16 protein-coding genes are annotated in these 19,417 nt (G+C 46.8%); 8 read left to right on the forward strand and 8 right to left on the reverse strand.

Going from position 1 to position 19,417, the window contains the following annotated elements; all coding sequences use genetic code 11:
• Positions 1 to 170 precede the first annotated feature (170 nt).
• Complete coding sequence (gene smc / locus BEL04_RS15670) at positions 171 to 3,710, forward strand: chromosome segregation protein SMC (protein WP_066005731.1); 3,540 nt, start codon at positions 171 to 173, stop codon at positions 3,708 to 3,710.
• An 86-nt stretch (positions 3,711 to 3,796) separates the two neighbouring features.
• Here the strand turns inward: smc and BEL04_RS15675 are convergent, their stop codons facing one another.
• The 4 genes from BEL04_RS15675 to BEL04_RS15690 all read right to left on the reverse strand — a co-directional run bounded on the left by BEL04_RS15675 (position 3,797) and on the right by BEL04_RS15690 (position 8,138).
• Positions 3,797 to 4,402, reverse strand: a complete 606-nt coding sequence (locus BEL04_RS15675) for an HAD family hydrolase (protein ID WP_066005732.1) — start codon at positions 4,400 to 4,402, stop codon at positions 3,797 to 3,799.
• Positions 4,403 to 4,723, reverse strand: coding sequence for a hypothetical protein (locus tag BEL04_RS15680; protein ID WP_066005733.1), 321 nt, complete (start codon positions 4,721 to 4,723; stop codon positions 4,403 to 4,405).
• Positions 4,720 to 5,379, reverse strand: a complete 660-nt coding sequence (locus tag BEL04_RS15685; RefSeq protein ID WP_066005734.1) for an ABC transporter ATP-binding protein — start codon at positions 5,377 to 5,379, stop codon at positions 4,720 to 4,722. Before BEL04_RS15685 ends, BEL04_RS15680 begins: the two co-directional genes overlap by 4 nt.
• A gap of 188 nt (positions 5,380 to 5,567) precedes the next feature.
• Positions 5,568 to 8,138, reverse strand: a complete 2,571-nt coding sequence (locus BEL04_RS15690; RefSeq protein ID WP_066005735.1) for a M1 family aminopeptidase — start codon at positions 8,136 to 8,138, stop codon at positions 5,568 to 5,570.
• 479 nt (positions 8,139 to 8,617) lie between these two features.
• Here BEL04_RS15690 and sucC point away from each other — a divergent pair, with 479 nt between their 5' ends.
• From sucC to BEL04_RS15710, 5 genes are all read left to right on the forward strand, one after another.
• A complete protein-coding gene (gene sucC, locus BEL04_RS15695) occupies positions 8,618 to 9,811 on the forward strand; it encodes an ADP-forming succinate--CoA ligase subunit beta (protein WP_066005736.1) in 1,194 nt (397 codons plus the stop codon).
• Positions 9,812 to 9,951: 140 nt separating this feature from the next.
• On the forward strand, positions 9,952 to 10,518 hold the full coding sequence (locus BEL04_RS15700; RefSeq protein WP_066005737.1) for a hypothetical protein: 567 nt from the start codon (positions 9,952 to 9,954) through the stop codon (positions 10,516 to 10,518).
• Positions 10,519 to 10,530: 12 nt separating this feature from the next.
• Complete coding sequence (locus BEL04_RS15705; RefSeq protein ID WP_066005738.1) at positions 10,531 to 10,803, forward strand: hypothetical protein; 273 nt, start codon at positions 10,531 to 10,533, stop codon at positions 10,801 to 10,803.
• 54 nt (positions 10,804 to 10,857) lie between these two features.
• The gene (locus BEL04_RS24405; RefSeq protein WP_175404094.1) at positions 10,858 to 11,034 is read left to right on the forward strand and encodes a hypothetical protein; all 177 of its coding nucleotides are present in this window, start codon (positions 10,858 to 10,860) and stop codon (positions 11,032 to 11,034) included.
• Between the two features lie 72 nt (positions 11,035 to 11,106).
• Positions 11,107 to 11,658: a S9 family peptidase gene (locus BEL04_RS15710; RefSeq protein ID WP_066005739.1), complete on the forward strand. Its 552-nt coding sequence runs from the start codon at positions 11,107 to 11,109 to the stop codon at positions 11,656 to 11,658.
• 24 nt (positions 11,659 to 11,682) lie between these two features.
• Here BEL04_RS15710 and BEL04_RS15715 read toward each other — a convergent pair whose 3' ends face one another.
• A complete protein-coding gene (locus BEL04_RS15715) occupies positions 11,683 to 12,342 on the reverse strand; it encodes a hypothetical protein (RefSeq protein ID WP_066005740.1) in 660 nt (219 codons plus the stop codon).
• 327 nt (positions 12,343 to 12,669) lie between these two features.
• Here BEL04_RS15715 and ligA point away from each other — a divergent pair, with 327 nt between their 5' ends.
• Together ligA and dapA are read left to right on the forward strand one after the other, a co-directional pair.
• Positions 12,670 to 14,688 carry an NAD-dependent DNA ligase LigA gene (gene ligA / locus BEL04_RS15720; RefSeq protein ID WP_066005741.1) on the forward strand — a complete coding sequence of 673 codons (2,019 nt, stop codon included), beginning with the start codon at positions 12,670 to 12,672 and terminating at the stop codon, positions 14,686 to 14,688.
• A 118-nt stretch (positions 14,689 to 14,806) separates the two neighbouring features.
• Positions 14,807 to 15,685: a 4-hydroxy-tetrahydrodipicolinate synthase gene (dapA, locus tag BEL04_RS15725; RefSeq protein ID WP_066005742.1), complete on the forward strand. Its 879-nt coding sequence runs from the start codon at positions 14,807 to 14,809 to the stop codon at positions 15,683 to 15,685.
• A 61-nt stretch (positions 15,686 to 15,746) separates the two neighbouring features.
• Here the strand turns inward: dapA and BEL04_RS15730 are convergent, their stop codons facing one another.
• The 3 genes from BEL04_RS15730 to ftsZ form a co-directional block, all read right to left on the reverse strand.
• The gene (locus tag BEL04_RS15730) at positions 15,747 to 15,923 is read right to left on the reverse strand and encodes a histone H1 (RefSeq protein WP_066005743.1); all 177 of its coding nucleotides are present in this window, start codon (positions 15,921 to 15,923) and stop codon (positions 15,747 to 15,749) included.
• Positions 15,924 to 16,307: 384 nt separating this feature from the next.
• Entirely contained in the window at positions 16,308 to 17,549 is a 1,242-nt protein-coding gene (locus tag BEL04_RS15735) for an aminotransferase class I/II-fold pyridoxal phosphate-dependent enzyme (protein ID WP_066005744.1), read from the reverse strand.
• A gap of 145 nt (positions 17,550 to 17,694) precedes the next feature.
• On the reverse strand, positions 17,695 to 19,311 hold the full coding sequence (gene ftsZ / locus BEL04_RS15740) for a cell division protein FtsZ (protein ID WP_066005745.1): 1,617 nt from the start codon (positions 19,309 to 19,311) through the stop codon (positions 17,695 to 17,697).
• Between the last annotated feature and the right edge of the window lie 106 nt (positions 19,312 to 19,417).

Genomic DNA, 19,417 nt, shown 5'->3' on the forward strand with positions numbered 1-19,417 from the left:
AAGCTGGATGTACATTAATTAAAAGCTTTGAGCGTTCTGCTTTTAGCTTTAAGCTCCTTTTTTCACAAAAACGCCCCTCTCATTTCGAAAATCCATTTTTTTGTCCTTTATTTAAGGTTCAAATTTTGATGCCTTTGTTGGTGTTGTCACCAGCGATACAATGTACGTAAATGCAGCTTACAAGTTTAGAGGTTAAGGGTTTTAAAAGCTTTGGTGATAAGATCACCATTAATTTCAACGAGGGCATAACCGCCATTGTTGGCCCTAACGGCTGCGGTAAATCAAACGTTGTCGACTCCATCCGCTGGGTGCTGGGCGAGCAAAGCACCCGTATGCTGCGCAGCGAAAAGATGGAGAACGTGATCTTCAACGGAAGCAAAAGCCGCAAGCCCGGTAACCTGGCCGAGGTATCGCTCACGTTCGATAATACCAAGAACATCCTGCCTACCGAGTTTTCGCAGGTAACTATTACCCGCAAGCTGTACCGCACCGGCGAAAGCGAATACCGCCTCAACGATGTACAGTGCCGTTTAAAGGATATCACTGATTTGTTTTTGGATACCGGTATCGGGGCCGACTCGTACTCCATCATCGAGCTGCGGATGATCGAAGAGATCATCACCAACAAGGAAGGTTCGCGGCGCAACCTGTTCGAAGAGGCATCGGGCATATCCAAATACAAACTCCGCAAAAAGCAAACTTTTAACAAACTGAAGGATACCGAGGCTGATCTGGCCCGCGTAGATGACTTGCTGTTCGAGATCGAAAAGAACCTGAAAAGCCTGGAAAGCCAGGCCCGTAAAACGGAACGCTTCTATAAAATGCGCGACCAGTACAAGGAACTGAGCGTTAAGCTGGCCTCGTTCAGGATAGCGTCGTTCAGCGAGTCGCTTGCGCGGATCGAGGACGACGAACAAAAAGCGAAGGAAGGTAAAAGCGGTATCGTAGCCATCATCGATAAAATGGAAGCTTCCGTTCAGCAGCAAAAACTGGATAGCCTTACCAAAGAGAAAAACCTTTCCATCCAACAAAAAGCCACCAACGAATATGTGGCCAGGATACGCGCTTACGAAAGCGATAAAAAGATCAAGAACGAGCAGCTTAAATTTCAGCAGGATAAAGAGGCCCGCTTAAGTGAAGAACTGGAGCGCGATACCAACCAGTTGAATCACGTAAAATATAACATTAAAAGGCTAAGTGAAGAAAAACTGCAGGAAGAAGAAAGCCTGGAAAATATCCGCCGCGCTGTTGCCGAACTCAAAGATGCAGTTGACGAGTTACGGGCCGAGCAAGCCAGCGCTAAAGCCGAAGCTGACGAGATCACAGCCATCAACAACCGCCTGCAAAACCAGATCTATAAAGCCGAGAAAGACCTCGATATTTTACAGATACAGCAGCAGGCCCTGGAGCAGGAAAGCCAGCGCAACCTGGAAGATGCCGGTAACAAAGAAGCCGAGCTGACGCAATTTAACGAGGTGATAACCGAAATTGAAGGCCAGGCCGAAATAGTACAACAGGAGCACGATGCGTTGATTGAATTTGAGAACAGGCTCAAAAACCAGATAACCGATACCGAAGCCGAACTAAACAAGGTTAAAGAAACCCTCACACAGGATGGCCGTAAGCTCGACGCCAGGCAAAACGAATACAACCTGACCAAAAGTTTGGTGGATAACCTGGAAGGCTTCCCCGAGTCGATCAGGTTTTTGAAAAAGAATACCGAATGGGCCAAAAATGCACCGCTTTTCAGCGATGTTTTGTTTTGCCGCGAAGAATACCGCGTTGCCATCGAAAATTACCTGGAACCTCTGATGAACCACTACGTGGTGGAAAATTACGAGGAAGCTATACGCGCTATTAACCTGCTGAGTAAATCATCACGCGGCAGGGCGCAGTTTTTTGTACTGAGCAATTATCCCGCTGCAGCGGAACAAAATAAACCGGAGATTGAAAGCGGTATAGCCGCGCTGGATGTGATCGAGGTCGAAGCCCGTTACCGCCCGCTTTGTAACCATTTATTAAACGGTGTTTACCTGGTTAACGATCAGGCCGAGAACGACATCAACACCCGGCAATTACCCGAAGGCACTGTTGTTTTGGGCAAGAGCGGCAAATTCAGCAAATCGCGGTATACTATGGCCGGTGGTTCGGTAGGCTTATTTGAAGGTAAGCGTATCGGCCGCGCCAAAAACCTCGAGAATCTGAGCAAAGAGATCAAAACGCTCGAAAATAAGGTCGCGAAACTCAAAACCGAATCGGAGGCTTTACAGGAGCGCTTAACTGTTTTAAAGGGCTCGGGTAAGGCTGCCGAATTGTATCAAAAGCAGCAGGATCTGAACCGCCTGAATACCGAGCTGGTAACTGTTAAAACCCGGCGTGAGCAGTATCAAACTTTTATCGAGAACAGCCGCAACCGCAAAGAAGATATTGCCCGCAAGATAGCCAGCATACAGGAAGAAATGACGAAGCTCAACCCCGAGCTATCGCAACTGAAAGAACAAAAACTGGCACAGGGTGAGCTACTGGCCGAAAAACAAGCAGCCTTTAACGAACTGACGGAGCATGTATCGGTACAATCAAACCGTTACAACCAGGAGAACATCCGTTTTCATCAGCAGCAAAATAAAGTATCTGGCTTGGTTAAAGATCTGGACTACCGCGATACGCAGCTGGAAAACCTCGATCAGCGCATTACGCAAAACAGCGCCGAACTCTCTAAAGTAAAAGCTGCGATATTGGAAATATTGCAGCATACCGATCATAGCGATGAAGACCTGCTGGCCATGTACAGCCAGCGCGAAGAACTGGAAAAAGCTACCCAGCAGGCCGAACAGGAATATTATCAGTCGCGCGGGGCGATTACCGAGGTGGAGAACGAGATCAGCGAGCTGCGTAAGAAAAAGGATCAGTCGGAACTGATCGAAAACGAACTGCGCGATCGTAAAACCAATTTGAAACTCGAACTGAATGCTTTAAAAGAGCGCCTGTCGGTAGAGTTCAATATCGATATACAGGACCTTTTGGATACCGGTGCACCTGCTGACGAAAGCGAAGGCGAACTACGCGAAAAAACCGAAAAGCTAAAAAGGCAACTCGATGATTTCGGCGCCATTAACCCGATGGCCGTTGAGGCTTACCAGGAAATGAACGAGCGTTATACGTTTATTCAAGGTCAGAAAAAAGACCTGAACGAAGCTAAAGCATCTTTACTGGCTACTATACAAGAGATTGACGATACCGCCCGAGGAAAATTTATGGACGCCTTTACCCAGGTACGCGAAAACTTTATTAAAGTGTTCCGCTCGCTGTTTAACGAAGAGGATAGCTGCGACCTGATATTGAGCGACCCGAACAACCCGCTCGAATCGGATATCGACATCATTGCCAAACCCAAAGGTAAAAGACCGTTGTCCATTAACCAGCTATCGGGTGGCGAAAAAACGCTGACGGCTACGGCCATCCTGTTCTCGCTTTACCTGTTAAAACCCGCGCCTTTCTGTATTTTTGACGAGGTTGACGCACCGTTGGATGATACCAACATTGATAAATTCAACAACATTATCCGCAAGTTCTCGACGGATTCGCAGTTTATCATCGTATCGCACAACAAACGCACCATTGCCAGCACCGATATCATTTACGGCGTTACCATGGTTGAGCAGGGTATCTCACGGGTTGTGCCGGTGGATTTGAGGGAACTGGCTGATTAAAGCCCCCTACGCCCCCTAAAGGGGGGATTTTAATGAGACAATAACAATAAAGCCGGTCATTTAAAATTAAACGCTAAGTCTCCCCTTTAGGGGGCGGAGGGGGTATAGTCCACTCCCGCCGCTTCAGCGCAAAGCTCATCGGCTTCGCTGTTACCGATCATTACCACATCCCGGCGTTCGAGGCTATGGGTTTTCAGGATATGATGCAGCGCATCCGGCTCGGGTTTGGGCTTGATCTCGTCGGCAAAATAGCAGGTGAGGTATTGCTCCAGTCCGTGCCATTCGGTTTGACGGATCTTGTTGAGCTGTTGTTCGGGGTTACCATTGGTGAGGATAAATATCTGCTTACGGTCGACCACGATATCCTGCAGCAGGGTCAGCATATCTTTATACAGCAGCAGCTTCAAAGGCAGCCGGGCAGTAATATGTAGCAGATCGAAATTATAACGGTACTCGTCGCTGATCTTGAAACGTTCTTTTACTACATCAAAAATATGCGCGCTTCCCTCCTTTTGGTAAGTATCGGTCATGAGTTTGGTAAGCACTTTACCATCCAGCAGTTCCTTATATTCTAAAAAAGCGCCGAACAGATAATAAACCTGGAACAGGTAATCCTTTTCGGGATAGAGCACATTATCCAGCTCAAACACAAAGGCTTTTTTACGTGGATCGATATCGGTGTAACTGAACATTTAATCTGCAATAAATTCTTTCCCGGGTGTGCAAAGTTCTATATCAAACTCGGCAAATAGCGTTTCGGCTTCCTGTAATAACGCTCGTTCGGTATGGCGTAGTGCATAAATCCGGCTAATCCCGTTATCCAGCGCAAGCGTCAGCATCAAATGCGCAAATGATGGGTTTTCGGGGCCTGGCGTTTTAACCATCGTGCCGTTTTGTACCATAAGCTGCGGCAGTTCGAGATAATCTCCCAGCAGTATTGTTTCGCCTGTATTAAGCGCCGCCTTTAATTTATAAGCCTGCGCTGATGTTGCCGCAGTGATCAGTATACTCATAAGTGCTCTACAATCAGGCCGTCCTTCATCAGCACTTTACGGTCAGAAAGATTGGCCAGCTCTTCGTTATGGGTTACGATGATAAAGGTTTGATTAAACTCGCGGCGCAGATCAATAAACAACTGGTGCAACTCACGTGCGTTGTGCGAGTCGAGGTTGCCCGATGGCTCGTCAGCCAGTATTAAGGCAGGTTTATTAACGAGGGCACGGGCCACGGCTACGCGCTGCTGCTCGCCGCCGGAGAGCTGACCGGGTTTATGATCGAGCCTGTCGCCCAGGCCTAAAAGGTCCAATAATTCGATAGCACGTTTTTCGGCGTCTTTTTTTGATGTGCCGGCGATATAAGCCGGGATACACACATTCTCGAGCGCACTAAACTCGGCCAGTAAATGGTGAAACTGAAATATAAACCCGATATGCTTATTGCGGAAAGCGCTCAGTTGCTTGCTTTTCAGGTTATTTAATTCGGCCTCCCTGATCAGTATCGAGCCTGAATCGGGTTTATCCAGTGTGCCGATGATATTAAGCAAAGTGCTTTTACCGGCGCCGGATGCACCTACGATAGACACGATCTCTCCGTGCGCAACGTCGAGGTCGACACCTTTCAGGATATCTAATTTACCGTACGATTTTTTGATGGAGCGGGCTTTGAGCATGGGGCAAAACTACTGTTTTTTTGGATTACACCGATTTGTTTTTGATTTCACCGAATATTAAAACCATTGTCATTTCGATAGAGCCGGGGCTGGGAATGTATAAAGGCGCGAAAGAGAAATCTTCTGCTACCTGCAAGTTTACGAGCGTACAGTAGAAGATCTCTCCCGTTGGTCGAGATGACAAGGGTTTATTCAACAGCTGCATTCTTCGGCAACAGCTTAATGGCGCGGTTCAGGTTATCTGTAGCCTGTAATATCTTGTCTTTCAGCTTCTCGTTATAGCTGGGGTGTTTGGCTAAAAATTCGTTCACTATGCGGGCAGCTTCAGGGCTTTGGTACGAGCCGAAAGTACTGGCCAGCCACGATTGCGGGAAAAAGATATCGCCTGTTACCTGGATGGTTTGCAGCATCTCCAAACTCCTGGGCAGGTATTTAATGGATGCAGCCTGCCGCAGCGGGTGATGAAGGTAGTTGAGAGCCGTTAGCACATTGGCCTCTTTGGCGCGGTTCTTCAGGTCAGTCAGGCTGGCAAAAAACTCATCGCGCACTTTTGCATCGGGCGATAAAGCCGGACGGATAAATTCAAAGCGCTTTTTACGGTCGGGATTGGTGATACGGTTGTATTGCTGGGTTAAGATTGTGGTATCCGCATTATCGCGCAAAGCAAGCGAAAAAGCCATCCCGGTATAATCCTCTTCGGAGAGTTTTACACCCGCAGGCGGTTGCCGGTCTTTCCAAACATTATAAACGGTACTGGTTGCCTGCTGGCTTAAATAAATGCTTTGGTAGGCATTGAACAGTATCTTTTTATTGTTGGCCGATGTTTGGTTCTGCATGGCGGTCCATAAACTACTTTCGAGCGCAGGGTTAACTTTTTCGCGAAGTTTTGGTGTGATGAACTGCCAGTAAATGCTACTGATATAACCGGATATCAGCCGCAGGCTCATTTCTTCTTTCTCGATATCCAGGGCTTTGATGAATGTGTTCAGCAAGGCGCCGGGTTTGGTGTAGCGGCCTGCCAGCATGTTTTCGTACATGGCGATATAGGCCGAGGTGCGCTGCAGCGGGCTCTGGATATCAGCCAGTGAATTATACAGATCGGGGTCGGTTGGGAACAGGCCGTAGCCTTCGCCTCCGGAATTAAATACGATGAACGACGGCGCCTTTTGGCCGATAAATTCTTTTAGAGCAGCCACACCGCTGTTCATATTCACGGTGACGGTTTTGCTGGTTAGCCCCCAGTACAAAGTAACCTCGAAGCTTTGCGGCCAGGTGCGGGTTAGGCCGTGCTCGGCATGTTGGATCAGTACAAAATGGCTGATCTTCCCGTTCCGCAGCGACATGCTGTAATTGAACACCGGCCTGCCGGGCAGGTTTACCCAGATGTCGTTCCAGGTGCGGAGGTCCTGCGTGGTGTATTTGCCCAGTATTTTGATGAGATCGGGCCAGGTGGCGTTGCTGTAGGCGTAGGTTTTGAGGTATTCGCGCACGCCTTTCTGAAAGGCGTCTGCTCCCATCAGTAGTTCAAGCTGGCGCATCATGATGGGCGCTTTGTGGTAGATGATATTGCCGTACATAGAGCCTGCATCTTTCAGATTTGCCAGGTTTTGACGGATGGGATTTGCGCCGGGAGTACGGTCGACGCCATAGGCTGCGGGGAAATGATCGGTCAAAAATTTCAGGTCGAAAGTTTCCTTACCCATCAGTGAGCCGGTAATTTTATCGGCCATAAAATTGGCGAATACTTCTTTCATCCATACATCGTTAAACCAATCCATGGTCACCAGGTCGCCAAACCACATATGGCTGGTTTCGTGGGCGATGAGGTTGAGCCGGGCGATGATCTGCTCCTGTGTAGCGCTGGCATCCAAAAACAAGCTTGAGGCTTTGTACAGCACCACCCCCGGATGCTCCATCCCACCGAACTGGAAATCGGGTATACCTGCAAAGCCCATTTTTTGGAAAGGGAACGGGATCGTTGTCCAATTCTCTAAAAAGTTTACGGCGTCGGTATGGGCTTTGAAGATGGCATCAGTACTTTGGTTGATTTTGGCCGGGTCGGTTTCGCGATAGAGAAATTCAGGGTGTAATTTACCAGCATCCGCCGTAACCGATCTGTACTTCCCAGCGGCAAAGGAAAATAAATAAGTACTAAGCGTATCAGTCGGGGCAAAAACGTGGTAGCCTTTAACCGGTGAACTCACCGTCTTGCCGTTTGCCAGGCTTGTCCACCCTTCGGGCACTTTCAACGACAGGGTAAAAACTGCCTTGAGGTTTGGCTGATCGAAGCAGGGAAAAACAGTACGGGCCCGATCAGGCACGAACAGGGCGTACAGGTAATCGTCATTACGGTTAAGGGCGCCGTTGCCGGCGAGGAAAATAAATGATATGGTGTTGCCGCCTGCAAACAGTTGTTTTGGATCGATGATGATGTGCTCTTTGGAAAAATTCAGCACCGTTTCTTTGCCGTTAACGGTGATGGTTTTTATCCGCGCAGGGTCTTCTTTAAAATCTATCTGCAAAGGCTGCCCGGCGGGGGTGTATTTAAAGGCGAGTGTTTCGGTAGCGGAAATATCTTCGGTTTTGTTTTCGGGGATAACCAGATCAAGGTTGTAAGTTACGCCGCTGATGTGTTCTTTACGGTAATCAGCCAGCGCGCGGGATACGCCGGTTTCGACGGGGGTTTGGGCGCGGGTTTTGAAGGTTAGTAGCAGTGGCAGTAGCAGCAGTATTTGGGCAATGGGCTTAGGTAAGTGCATAGGGATGTATTGAAGTTGCAAAATAGTTATTTTTTAGGGATTGCACCGATTGGTTTTTGATTGCACGGATTGCCCGTGTTAGGGATTGCAGCGGATACCGGCCATGCGTTGGACTCAGGGCAGGCCGTGGCTAATGCCTTGCGCAGTATGAGCGAAAAGCCCGGGCCGCAGGCAACACCCCGATAAAAATTCAAAAATCAAAAGTTAAATTTCAAAACAACCAGATACATTAAGTCAATAACACCATTTTTGAATTTTGAATTTTTAATTTTGACTTCACAACGCAAATGTTATTATTTTATACCTATCGGTATATTTTAAATCTGGAAATCATCGCGGAATTTAATAATCTCACAGATTTCTGCCCTGCTTTGTCGCAGTTTATTTACATTTCGCCTATAAAATATCTGCTAAAAAAGCATTTGAAGTTTTATAAGTACGACTGAAATTGTAGCTTTACCGCAAATTACTTCAAACACATGAATATTCACGAATACCAGGGTAAAGCTATACTAAAGAGTTTTGGTGTACGAGTTCAGGAAGGCATTGTTGCCGATAACGTTGAGGAGGCTGTTGCCGCCGCTAAAAAATTAAAGGAAGACTTTGGGTCGGACTGGGTGGTTGTTAAGGCGCAGATACACGCCGGCGGCCGCGGCAAAGGCGGTGGTGTTAAGCTTGCCAAAAACATTGATGAGGTAAAAGAAAAAGCCGGCGCTATTTTAGGTATGCAGCTGGTTACCCCGCAAACCGGCCCCGAAGGCAAGCTGGTAAGCAAGGTTTTAATTGCGCAGGATGTTTATTACCCCGGCCCAAGCGAGACCAAAGAATTTTACATGAGCGTGCTGCTCGACCGTGCCAAAGGCCGCAACATTATTATGTACAGCACCGAAGGCGGTATGGATATTGAAGAGGTTGCCGAACACACGCCGCACCTGATATTTAAAGAAGAGATCGATCCGAAAGTTGGCCTGCAGGGCTTCCAGGCGCGTAAAATTGCCTTTAACCTGGGCCTTAGCGGCGATGCTTTTAAAGATATGGTGAAATTTGTGGCCGCGTTATATAAAGCTTACGATGCTACCGATTCGGCTATGTTTGAGATCAACCCGGTTTTAAAAACCAGCGATAATAAAATTTTAGCGGTCGACGCGAAAGTGAACCTGGATGATAACGGCTTGTTCCGCCACCCGGATTATGCTGCTTTGCGCGATACCAGCGAAGAGGACCCGATGGAGGTTGAAGCCAGCAAAAGCAACCTGAACTATGTAAAGCTCGACGGTAACGTAGGCTGTATGGTGAACGGTGCCGGTTTGGCCATGGCCACCATGGACATCATCAAAATTGCCGGCGGCGAGCCTGCCAACTTTTTGGACGTAGGCGGTACTGCCAACGCGCAAACCGTTAAGGCTGCCTTCAACATCATTTTGCAGGACCCTAACGTTAAAGCCATCCTGATCAACATCTTCGGCGGTATCGTTCGCTGCGACCGTGTGGCCCAGGGTGTTATCGACGCTTACAAAGAGATCGGCAATATCCCGGTACCGATCATTGTGCGTTTACAAGGCACCAACGCTGTTGAAGCCAAAAAACTGATCGACGAAAGCGGTTTGCAGGTTAAATCGGCTATCTTGCTGAAAGAGGCTGCCGACAGGGTGAAAGAGGTTTTTGCGGCGTAGTTGTTTGTTGGTGACAACACCAACAAAGGGCTTAGAGGTTTTTGCGGCATAAGCCACGTTAGTAAAATATATTTGCAAATAGCGATGGGTTTGAAACCCATCGCTATTTTTGTTTGACATATGTCATTATCTTTAGAGTGATGACCAAAGAAGAATTAGCCCCATTCGTTGACTATGATAACAGCATAGCAAAACAACGACTTGTCTACAAATTTAATAGCTGGTATATTATCGACAGATTTCTCCTTACATCACTCTTTGTTTTAATTGCTGCAGGTATGCTATACGCGGGATATGAAGAATGCTCGCGTGACAACAATTACGCGTATCTAATAGTCGGCATCTTGATTAGCATTTGGCTCATAAGCAGTTTGGTTTTTCTTAACAAGTTAGTTGTCGTTAATGGAACCAAAACTATGTTGAAGAACAGGGAAGATGTACGTAAAGTCTTTGCTCATTTTTATAATGACTTAACATATAATTATAATAGCAAAAACGTCATTCGCGATGTGGTACCAACAAAATGGACAAACGGCAGGATACTGACAGTTATTTTTGACGATAGTAACAATAAAATATATTTCCATAGAGCTACGCTAATTCGAGGCAGCTCAATCTCGCCTATGTCTGGTTGGATAAATTATTGGAAATGTAAAAACCTCGCTAAATATTTTCAAGAACTTCAGGCAAAAATTGAAACAGCTTAACTATCTTTAACCATGCCCACCCTCCCACTCACCAACAACTACACCTTCGCTATTGAGCCCATCACCGCCCGGCGTATGCGACTGGTTGTGTATCAAAACGGCAAAGAACTGGTTTGCCGCAAGGAAAACCTCAAGCAATTAAACGAGTTTTTAAACGTTGATGAAGCCAGAGCCTTTAAGGGCCGCCTCCAATTGCTGAAGCATGGCGATGACATCGCTGTGGAAGTAAAGGGCGAACCTGTCGGCAATATCAGCAAAGCCGATTTGCTTGCCCAACTTAGTTAATAAATTGCTTACTGCACATAGTGTTCCGCTGGGCTTTTGCAGTACCTTGAAGCTATGAAGATCAGGAACCTGTTTGCTGTTATCACACTCTTATTAACGGCATCTTATCAATTATATGCGCAAACCGATACGCTTTGGAAGGGCTTTAAACGCCACGACTTTATGGTTGCCGAAAGGAAGTGCATCCTGGTTAGTCCGCAAAGTGATGCGCCCGGCAAACCCTGGATATGACGCACGGAGTTTTTTGGTAACGAGCCGCATGCAGATAGTGCGCTGCTCGTCAAAGGTTATCACCTGGTGTACATGAATATGCAGGATATGTACGGCGCGCCTGTGGCCATGAACCTGATGGACCGGTTCTATGCTTATCTCGCCAAAAACTATCAGCTCAACAAAAAAACAGTGCTGGAAGGTTTTAGCCGCGGTGGTTTGTTTGCCTTTAACTGGGCGGCATTGCACCCCGACAAGGTAGCTGTAATTTATGGCGACGCGCCGGTATGCGATTTTAAAAGCTGGCCGGGTGGCAAGGGCCGCGGGCCGGGCTCGGCTAAGGATTGGCAAAAGTTATTGAAAGTTTACGGCTTTACCGAAGAAGAGGCCCCGGCTTATAAATTGAACCCCGTTGATAACCTGGCGCCATTGGCCAAGGCGCATATCCCGGTAATTATTGTGTGCGGCGATGCAGATAAAACAGTACCTGTTGAGGAAAATGCTTTTTTGGTAGAGAAACGGTATAAAGAACTGGGCGGCGAAATTAAAGTGATCGTCAAACCCGGTGCCGACCATCACCCGCACAGCCTGAAAGACCCGGCGCCTATTGTGGATTTTATTTTGGCACACCAGCAAGCTAAGTAGCTTTTTTTCCGGGAAATCAATAAATCAAAACTGTTCGGTGGTAATGATATTGAGGTTCGGCGTATCGCCTTTGAGCGATTTAAGCTTGCCGATGTTCTGGCGGCCATCGAAACGATCTGTCCAGGCAAGTTGGGTGTTCCCTATCGATTTGAGTTTGCCGATGTTATCGCCACCATCAAACCTGTCGTAATAAGTGATCTTCGTATCGCCAATGCCGCTTAGCTTACCAATGTTATCGAAACCATTATAAGATTCGTTATAGGTAAAATTGATATTGCCGATAGATTTTACCTTGCCGACATTTTTATCCGAACTGCTGAACTGGTCGCAATAGGTAATAGAAATATTATTGATGGATTTAAGCTTGCCGGTGTTTTTATCGTTAGCGAAACCATCATAATAGTCGAGCGCAGCAGTACCCAGGGTTTTGAGCTTGCCCTGGCGGTATTCGCCATCAAAACTGGTATAGTACTCGATATTACCATGTACTTCCGACCGGATATTGATCCGGCCGTTGGTATCGATACGCAGCAGGATGCTATCGCACATGATCTCGATAGAACGGATAGAAGCTTTATAATCAGAAACGCGGAGGTTGATACTTTGGAGCGTTTGCGCTTTGCCAGTAAATGTTGCAGCCAATAAAATGGCCGAAAGTAGGGTATATCGGGATAATGTTTTCATAAAGGTTGATAGTTGTTAAACGTAGTAAAAGGCCTATTAATTGCAGCACTTTAATAATATTATGACGGTGATTTTTCTGCAAAGTTTAATTAAGTTAAAAAACGTTGGATGCGTTAAGGATGGCAGCGGATACCGGCCCTTCGACGGGCTCGGGGCAGGCCGCGGCTAAGGCCAGTGCAGTATGAGCGTACAGCCTGGGCCGCAGGCAACGCCCAAGTTACAATGATAGGTTGATTGCATGATTAATTTATTGAATACTGATTTTTCTCAGCTTTTCAATCAATAATTCAATCACTCAATAAATCAATAAATAATTATCTTCGTTGCATGTCGTTCGCACCAGCCCAAAAACGTATACAGGCCTTAGTTGCCGAGCTTAAACAGCATAATTACAATTATTATGTGTTAGCCATGCCTACCATCAGCGATCATGATTTTGATATGAAGCTGGAAGAGCTGGCGGCACTGGAAAAGCAATTCCCGGAGTTTGCCGAGCCCGATTCGCCCACACAGCAGGTTGGGGGCGAGATCACCAAGGAGTTTGAAACCGTGCGGCACAAATGGCCGATGATGAGCCTGGGCAACACCTACAGCGAGCAGGAACTGGCCGACTTTGACCAGCGCATCCGCAAAGCCATTGGCGATGATTTTGAGTACGTGTGCGAGCTTAAGTTCGACGGGCTGTCCATGAGTGTCACCTACGAGCAGGGTAAGCTTACAAGGGCCGTAACGCGCGGCAACGGCGTCGAGGGCGACGATGTAACTACCAACGTAAAAACCATACACAGCATCCCTAAAAAACTGGATGCGGATGGCGGCTATCCCGACCATTTTGAGATACGCGGCGAGGTTTTTATGCACCGCAAAGCGTTCGACCGTTTGAACGACGAGCGGGTTGAGCAGGGCGAAGTGCCGTACGCCAACCCGCGCAATTTTGCTTCGGGGACGATCAAGCTGCAGGATTCGGGCGAGGTAGCGAGGCGCCCGCTGGATGCTTTTATGTATTTTTTGTATACCGACAAGCAGGTATTTAAAACTCATTGGGAAAGCATCAACGCGGTAAAGAGCTGGGGCTTTCATGTGTGCGAGCATACCCGGCTTTGCAAAAACCTGGCCGAGGTAATGGAGTTTATCGCCATGTGGGATGAAAAGCGTTTCGGCCTGAGCTATGATATCGACGGTATTGTATTGAAGGTGAATAATTATTCACAGCAGCAGGAACTGGGTTTTACGGCCAAATCACCACGCTGGGCCATAGCCTACAAATACAAGGCACAGCAAACCGAAACTATCCTTGAAAGCGTAAGCTACCAGGTTGGCCGTACCGGTTCGGTTACGCCGGTAGCGAACTTAAAACCGGTGCTGCTTGCCGGCACAACGGTAAAACGTGCCTCGCTGCATAATGCCAACGAGATATTGCGGCTCGACCTGCACGAGGGCGACAGTGTTTTTGTGGAGAAAGGCGGCGAGATCATCCCAAAGATAACCGGGGTAAACCTGCAAAAGCGCCCTCCTGGTGCCAGGTCTATCGAATATATTACCCGTTGCCCCGAATGCGGTACAGAGTTGATCCGCAAGGAAGGCGAGGCTAATCACTACTGCCCGAACGATGAAGGCTGCCCGCCGCAGATCGTCGGCAAAATGCAGCATTATGTTGGCCGTAAGGCGATGAATATCGACGGCCTGGGAGATGAAACAATCGAAACCCTGTACCGAAAAGGTTTATTGAACCACATCAGCGATATCTACGAATTGAAAGACCATGATGCCGAGTTGAAGCAGATGGACAGGTTCGGCGAGAAATCGATCAGCAACATGCTGGATGGTATCGAAAAATCGAAACAGATGCCGTTTGAGAAAGTGCTGTTTGGCTTGGGCATCCGTTATGTGGGCGAAACAGTCGCTAAAAAGTTAGTGGCGCATTTTAAAAACATTGATAATTTGATCAAAGCCTCGTTGGAAGAACTGACCGCAGTCGACGAAATAGGCACCCGCATTGCCGAAAGCCTGCTTGAGTATTGGGCCGACCCCAAACATATCGAACAGATAGAAAAACTGCGTGCGGCCGGCCTGCAGTTTGTAAGCGAAGAAAAAGAAGTGGTATTGGCCAGCGACAAACTATCGGGGCAAAGTTTTATTATATCGGGCGTATTCGAAAAGTATTCGCGCGATGAACTGAAAGATATCATCGAACAGAACGGCGGCAAAATATTGAGCAGCATTTCGGCCAAGCTAAACTACCTGGTGGCCGGCGATAATATGGGGCCAAGCAAGCTGGAAAAGGCGCAGAAGCTGAATATCCCGATCATTAGTGATGAACAACTGATTTCACTGATCAAGGACTGATTACTTTGATTTTTTGATTAGATCGGTGCAATCTCTTTCTGTCGGTGAAATCCTTTTTGTTGCTTTAAATCGTTTAAACACATATTTTTCCTATCTTAGCGCCCTTATCAAATATTTAATGAGCACATTTAACGGGACTGGGGTTGCAGTGATAACTCCTTTTCATCCAAACGGAGAAGTTGATTTTGGTGGCCTCGAAGCGGTAATTAATCATATTATCGGGGGCGGAGTTGAGTACGTGGTATCGCTGGGTACAACCGGCGAAAGCGCCACTTTAAACAAGGATGAGAAGAAGCAGGTTTGGAAGCGCACCGTTGAATTTAACAATGGCCGTGTGCCTTTGGTTGCCGGTATTGGTGGCAACAATACCTACGAGGTTTTAAGAGCTATCGAAGAGTTTGATACCACCGGTTACTCGGCTATTTTATCGGTTAGTCCGTATTACAGCAAACCAACCCAGGAAGGTATTTACCAGCACTATAAAGCTATTGCCGAAAAATCGCCCCTGCCGGTGATTCTGTACAACGTGCCGAGCCGTACAGGCAGCACCATCAGCGCCGAGACTACTTTGCGTCTGGCCCACGATTTTAAAAACATTATCGCCACCAAGGAAGCGTCGGGCAGTTTTGATATCTTCAACCAGATTATGCGCGATAAACCTGCTGATTTTAAGCTCATCTCGGGCGACGACCCGGTTACTTTGCCGATGATGGCGATGGGTTGCTCGGGCGTTATCTCAGTGATTGCGAATGCAGTACCGAAGGTGATGTCGGATATGGTTCGGCTATGCCTTAAAGGCGATTTTGCAACTGCACAGCCTTTGCACTACAGCACCATAGAGTTTACCCGTTTAATGTTTGCCGAAGGCAATCCGGGTGGTGTTAAAGAAGCGTTAAAGCAATTGGGAGTTTGCGGGAATACAGTAAGGCTGCCATTGGTTGGCGTCAGCCGGTCGACAGCAGATCAGATAGGTATTCAGCTTAAGCAACTCGCTTAAATAAAAAAACCCGGCTGTTGACCGGGTTTTTTTATTCATCGTGTAAAATTTACTTTGATGCTTAAGCTTTGTTTTTAGCTTCTTGTACTTCAAGGCGGATAGCTTGAGCAAGGTTTTTCAAATCCTGCATGCCTTTACGTACGCGAGTGCCAGCAGCGCTGTTGCCTTTGTTGTAGAATTTGTCAGCATCAGCTTCTAAGCCTGCGATCAGGTCTTTTACTTCTTGAAATTTTTTCATTGTAAGTTACTCCTTTAAATAAATGAGGTTAAAATTGTTTTAAACTGTTGCTAAAGTAAAATGTTTTTTAATCAAAAAAAAACATTTAAAGCAGTAAATAAGGCCATAAAAGGGGTTTTTTTCCACATTTTAGGTATATGTGGCCTCCTCCAAAATATGCGAAAAACCTTATTATTAACAGTCTGACATTAAAACGCTAAAAATATAGCAATTATGCAGGCATAATACTAAAAACATTATAAATATCGCATTTACGGCCATAAAAGGGGCTGTAATGGTGTTATTCACATTTATCCGCAGAAAAACACTAAAATTTGATATTCAGCGAGATAAAACTTATGCAATAAAAAAACCGCTGACGCGGCTTTTCATATCTATTCTCAATTATGCAAATTCGAGTTTCTGCTCTCTGTAATAGCCTACTTTAAGCTTCTCCCCCACTTCGGTAAAGGCATCTAAGGTACGCTGCACATCTTCGAGCGAATGAGTAGCCGTTGGGATGAGACGCAATTGAATCAATCCTTTCGGGATAACCGGGTACATCACTATCGAGCAGAATATACCGTAGTTTTTACGCAGGTCCATAGTAAGCAAAGTGGCCTCATTCAGATCCCCCTTCAGGAATACCGGGGTTACCATGGTTTCGGTAATGCCGGTATCAAAGCCCCGCTCCCTTAAGCCGCTTTGCAGGGCATCGGCAATTTCCCACAATTTTTCCCGCAACTGAGGTTGCGATTTCAGCAATTCGAAACGTTTATGTAAACCCATTACCATTGGCATTGGCAATGCCTTGGCAAAGGTTTGCGAACGCATATTATAGCGCAGATAATTGATGATCTCTTCGGTTGAGGCCACAAATGCGCCAATGCCAGCCATTGATTTGGCAAAGGTGCCAAAGTACACATCTACTCCATCAATGCAGTTCTGATGTTCGTGTGTACCTGCACCGGTTTTGCCCATGGTACCAAAACCGTGTGCATCATCAATCAGCAGGCGGAACTCGTATTTATCTTTTAGTTTGATGATCTCTTTTAACCTGCCCATCGCTCCCGACATACCGAATACGCCTTCGGTGATCACCAGGATACCGCCGCCTGTTTCTTCGGTTAGTTTGGTTGCACGCTCCAGCTGCTTTTCACAGCTTTCAACATCGTTGTGTTTGTACACAAAGCGCTTGCCCATGTGCAGGCGTACGCCGTCGACAATACAGGCGTGCGATTCGGCATCGTATACAATCACATCATTACGATCAACCAGCGTATCGATGATCGATACCATGCCCTGGTAACCATAATTCAGCAAAAAACCGCTTTCTTTTCCCACAAAATCAGCCAGACTTTGCTCGAGCGACTCGTGGTGACGGGTATTACCCGACATCATCCTGGCCCCCATCGGGTAAGCCATACCATAGTCGGCAGCAGCCTGGGCGTCGGCTTCACGTACTTCAGGGTGATTAGCCAGACCCAGGTAGTTATTCAAACTCCAGACTAAATGTTCCTTACCCTGAAACTGCATGTGAGGTGCAATTTCACCTTCTAAACGCGGAAACGAAAAATATCCGTGCGACCATTTTTGGTGCTGGCCCAGCGGGCCCATATTTTTTGAAATCTTTTTAAATAAATCCAAAACGAAAAGAAATTTTAATGCTGTATTTAACTACAAAGATAAGGTTAACACTAAGATAAACAATCATTATTACTTTTTATCATAGCTTATAACGAAAAAGCCCCTTGTAAAAATACAAAGGGCTTTTGTTTATTTTTCAATATCGTTAATCCACATTGTCATGCAGGAAAGAGTTGTTGTTCCTGATCTCGGTTTTACCTTCATCATCTGTCAGCAGCGAGAATTTGGATACCTGGCTTTCAGACGACGCCGGCGTTTGCTGTAAAGCGATCTCTTTACGTTTGTAGGCCGGTACATTCTCCAGCTCCTGGATACCGCCGTTGCGCAGTTTCATGCTCAGGTCTTTTAAGCGCATGATACGCTCGCGCGATTTACGCAACTGCTCTTCGATCGATTCATCAGTTTTATGGTCGTCGGCACCTGCAACCGGCTGAGGCTCCGGTTCGGGCTCGGGCACAACTACCTGCTCCATTACCGGTACACTAAACTCGATCTCGGTTTCTTCGCTCAGTTTAAAGGTCATTTCGGGCATCTCAGAAACTTCCTCTTCCTCCTCTTTTGCCTCTGGTTCTTCAAATGTGTATTTAATTACTGCCGGCTCTTCTTCTTTAGGAGCGAACAAATCAAACAAACCGGCTTGCGGTTGTTCTTCTTTCTGGCTCTTCATGTAAGGCTCGGTAGCAAAATCTTCCTTTTTAACGGCAACAGTATTGATAAACTCGTTCACCGGTTTTACCAGGGGCTTGTTCTCGGGTACCAGCATCGAAATTACTTTCTTGCTGCTTTGCTCTTTTTCGCGTTCGTCTTTAGTTTGGAACCCGGTAGCGATGATCGTAACCGAAATCTGCTCGCCTAACGATTCATCACGGCAGTTACCCCAGATCAGATCGGCCGAAAGGCCTGCCTCCTGCTGGATAAAATCGGTAATGATGCTCACCTCATCCATCGTTACCTCGGTTGTGCCCGAAGTAATGTTTAGCAGGATGTAGCGTGCACCTTCGATCTCGTTATCTTTCAATAATGGTGATAACAATGCGCCTTCAACTGCTCTTAAAGCACGGCCCTCGCCTTCGGCTGCGCAGCTACCCATGATAGCCACACCGCTGTCTTTCATCACAGTGCGCACATCTTTAAAGTCGACGTTGATATAACCCGGCAAGGTAATGATCTCGGCGATGCCTTTGGCGGCAGTAGTCAAAATATTATCGGCCTGTGCAAATGCCGAGCCTAAGGTTAAATTACCGAATATTTCGCGCAAGCGATCGTTCGAGATCACCAGGAACGAATCGACATGCTTTTTAAACTCTTCCAAACCTTCTTCGGCCTGCATTTTACGGCGCTTGCCTTCAAAAGAGAATGGTGTGGTGATAATACCCACGGTTAATATATCCAGCTCACGGGCTGCTTTGGCAATGATCGGGCTTGCACCGGTACCGGTACCGCCGCCCATACCTGCTGTAATGAACAGCATTTTGGTATTGGAGCCCAGCATTTGTTTAATATCGTCGATATTTTCGATAGCCGAGTTTTTACCTACTTCGGGGATAGAACCTGCGCCCATTCCTTCGGTTAAACTTGCGCCTAATTGTACCTTGTTTGGTATAGGGCTCAGCTCGAGCGCCTGGGCGTCTGTATTACAGATAATGAAGTCGACACCCGTTATCCCCTGCTTGTACATGTGGTTAACAGCATTGCCACCACCGCCGCCAACACCAATAACTTTGATGATGGACGACTTTTCTTTTAACATCTCAAACTGCATAATCCTTGTTTTTCAGCTATATGTGATTTGACGATCTTTCGATTTTACCTCATGTAATATTAGTACTTTTTCAACAGAGTTTATCCACAATTGTGTATAATGTGGA

Source organism: Mucilaginibacter sp. PPCGB 2223, assembly GCF_001705515.1.
Classification (GTDB): Bacteria; Bacteroidota; Bacteroidia; order Sphingobacteriales; family Sphingobacteriaceae; genus Mucilaginibacter.

Excerpts from the sequence above, each read along its gene's own strand:
- BEL04_RS15680 (WP_066005733.1), bottom strand. The coding sequence starts at position 4,723 with ATGAGTATACTGATCACTGCGGCAACATCAGCGCAGGCTTATAAATTA.
- BEL04_RS15730 (WP_066005743.1), bottom strand. The coding sequence starts at position 15,923 with ATGAAAAAATTTCAAGAAGTAAAAGACCTGATCGCAGGCTTAGAAGCT.
- BEL04_RS24405 (WP_175404094.1), top strand. The coding sequence starts at position 10,858 with ATGAAGATCAGGAACCTGTTTGCTGTTATCACACTCTTATTAACGGCA.
- ligA (WP_066005741.1), top strand. The coding sequence starts at position 12,670 with ATGTCGTTCGCACCAGCCCAAAAACGTATACAGGCCTTAGTTGCCGAG.
- ftsZ (WP_066005745.1), bottom strand. The coding sequence starts at position 19,311 with ATGCAGTTTGAGATGTTAAAAGAAAAGTCGTCCATCATCAAAGTTATT.
- sucC (WP_066005736.1), top strand. The coding sequence starts at position 8,618 with ATGAATATTCACGAATACCAGGGTAAAGCTATACTAAAGAGTTTTGGT.
- BEL04_RS15705 (WP_066005738.1), top strand. The coding sequence starts at position 10,531 with ATGCCCACCCTCCCACTCACCAACAACTACACCTTCGCTATTGAGCCC.
- smc (WP_066005731.1), top strand. The coding sequence starts at position 171 with ATGCAGCTTACAAGTTTAGAGGTTAAGGGTTTTAAAAGCTTTGGTGAT.
- BEL04_RS15690 (WP_066005735.1), bottom strand. The coding sequence starts at position 8,138 with ATGCACTTACCTAAGCCCATTGCCCAAATACTGCTGCTACTGCCACTG.
- BEL04_RS15710 (WP_066005739.1), top strand. The coding sequence starts at position 11,107 with ATGAATATGCAGGATATGTACGGCGCGCCTGTGGCCATGAACCTGATG.
- BEL04_RS15700 (WP_066005737.1), top strand. The coding sequence starts at position 9,952 with ATGACCAAAGAAGAATTAGCCCCATTCGTTGACTATGATAACAGCATA.
- BEL04_RS15715 (WP_066005740.1), bottom strand. The coding sequence starts at position 12,342 with ATGAAAACATTATCCCGATATACCCTACTTTCGGCCATTTTATTGGCT.
- dapA (WP_066005742.1), top strand. The coding sequence starts at position 14,807 with ATGAGCACATTTAACGGGACTGGGGTTGCAGTGATAACTCCTTTTCAT.
- BEL04_RS15675 (WP_066005732.1), bottom strand. The coding sequence starts at position 4,402 with ATGTTCAGTTACACCGATATCGATCCACGTAAAAAAGCCTTTGTGTTT.
- BEL04_RS15685 (WP_066005734.1), bottom strand. The coding sequence starts at position 5,379 with ATGCTCAAAGCCCGCTCCATCAAAAAATCGTACGGTAAATTAGATATC.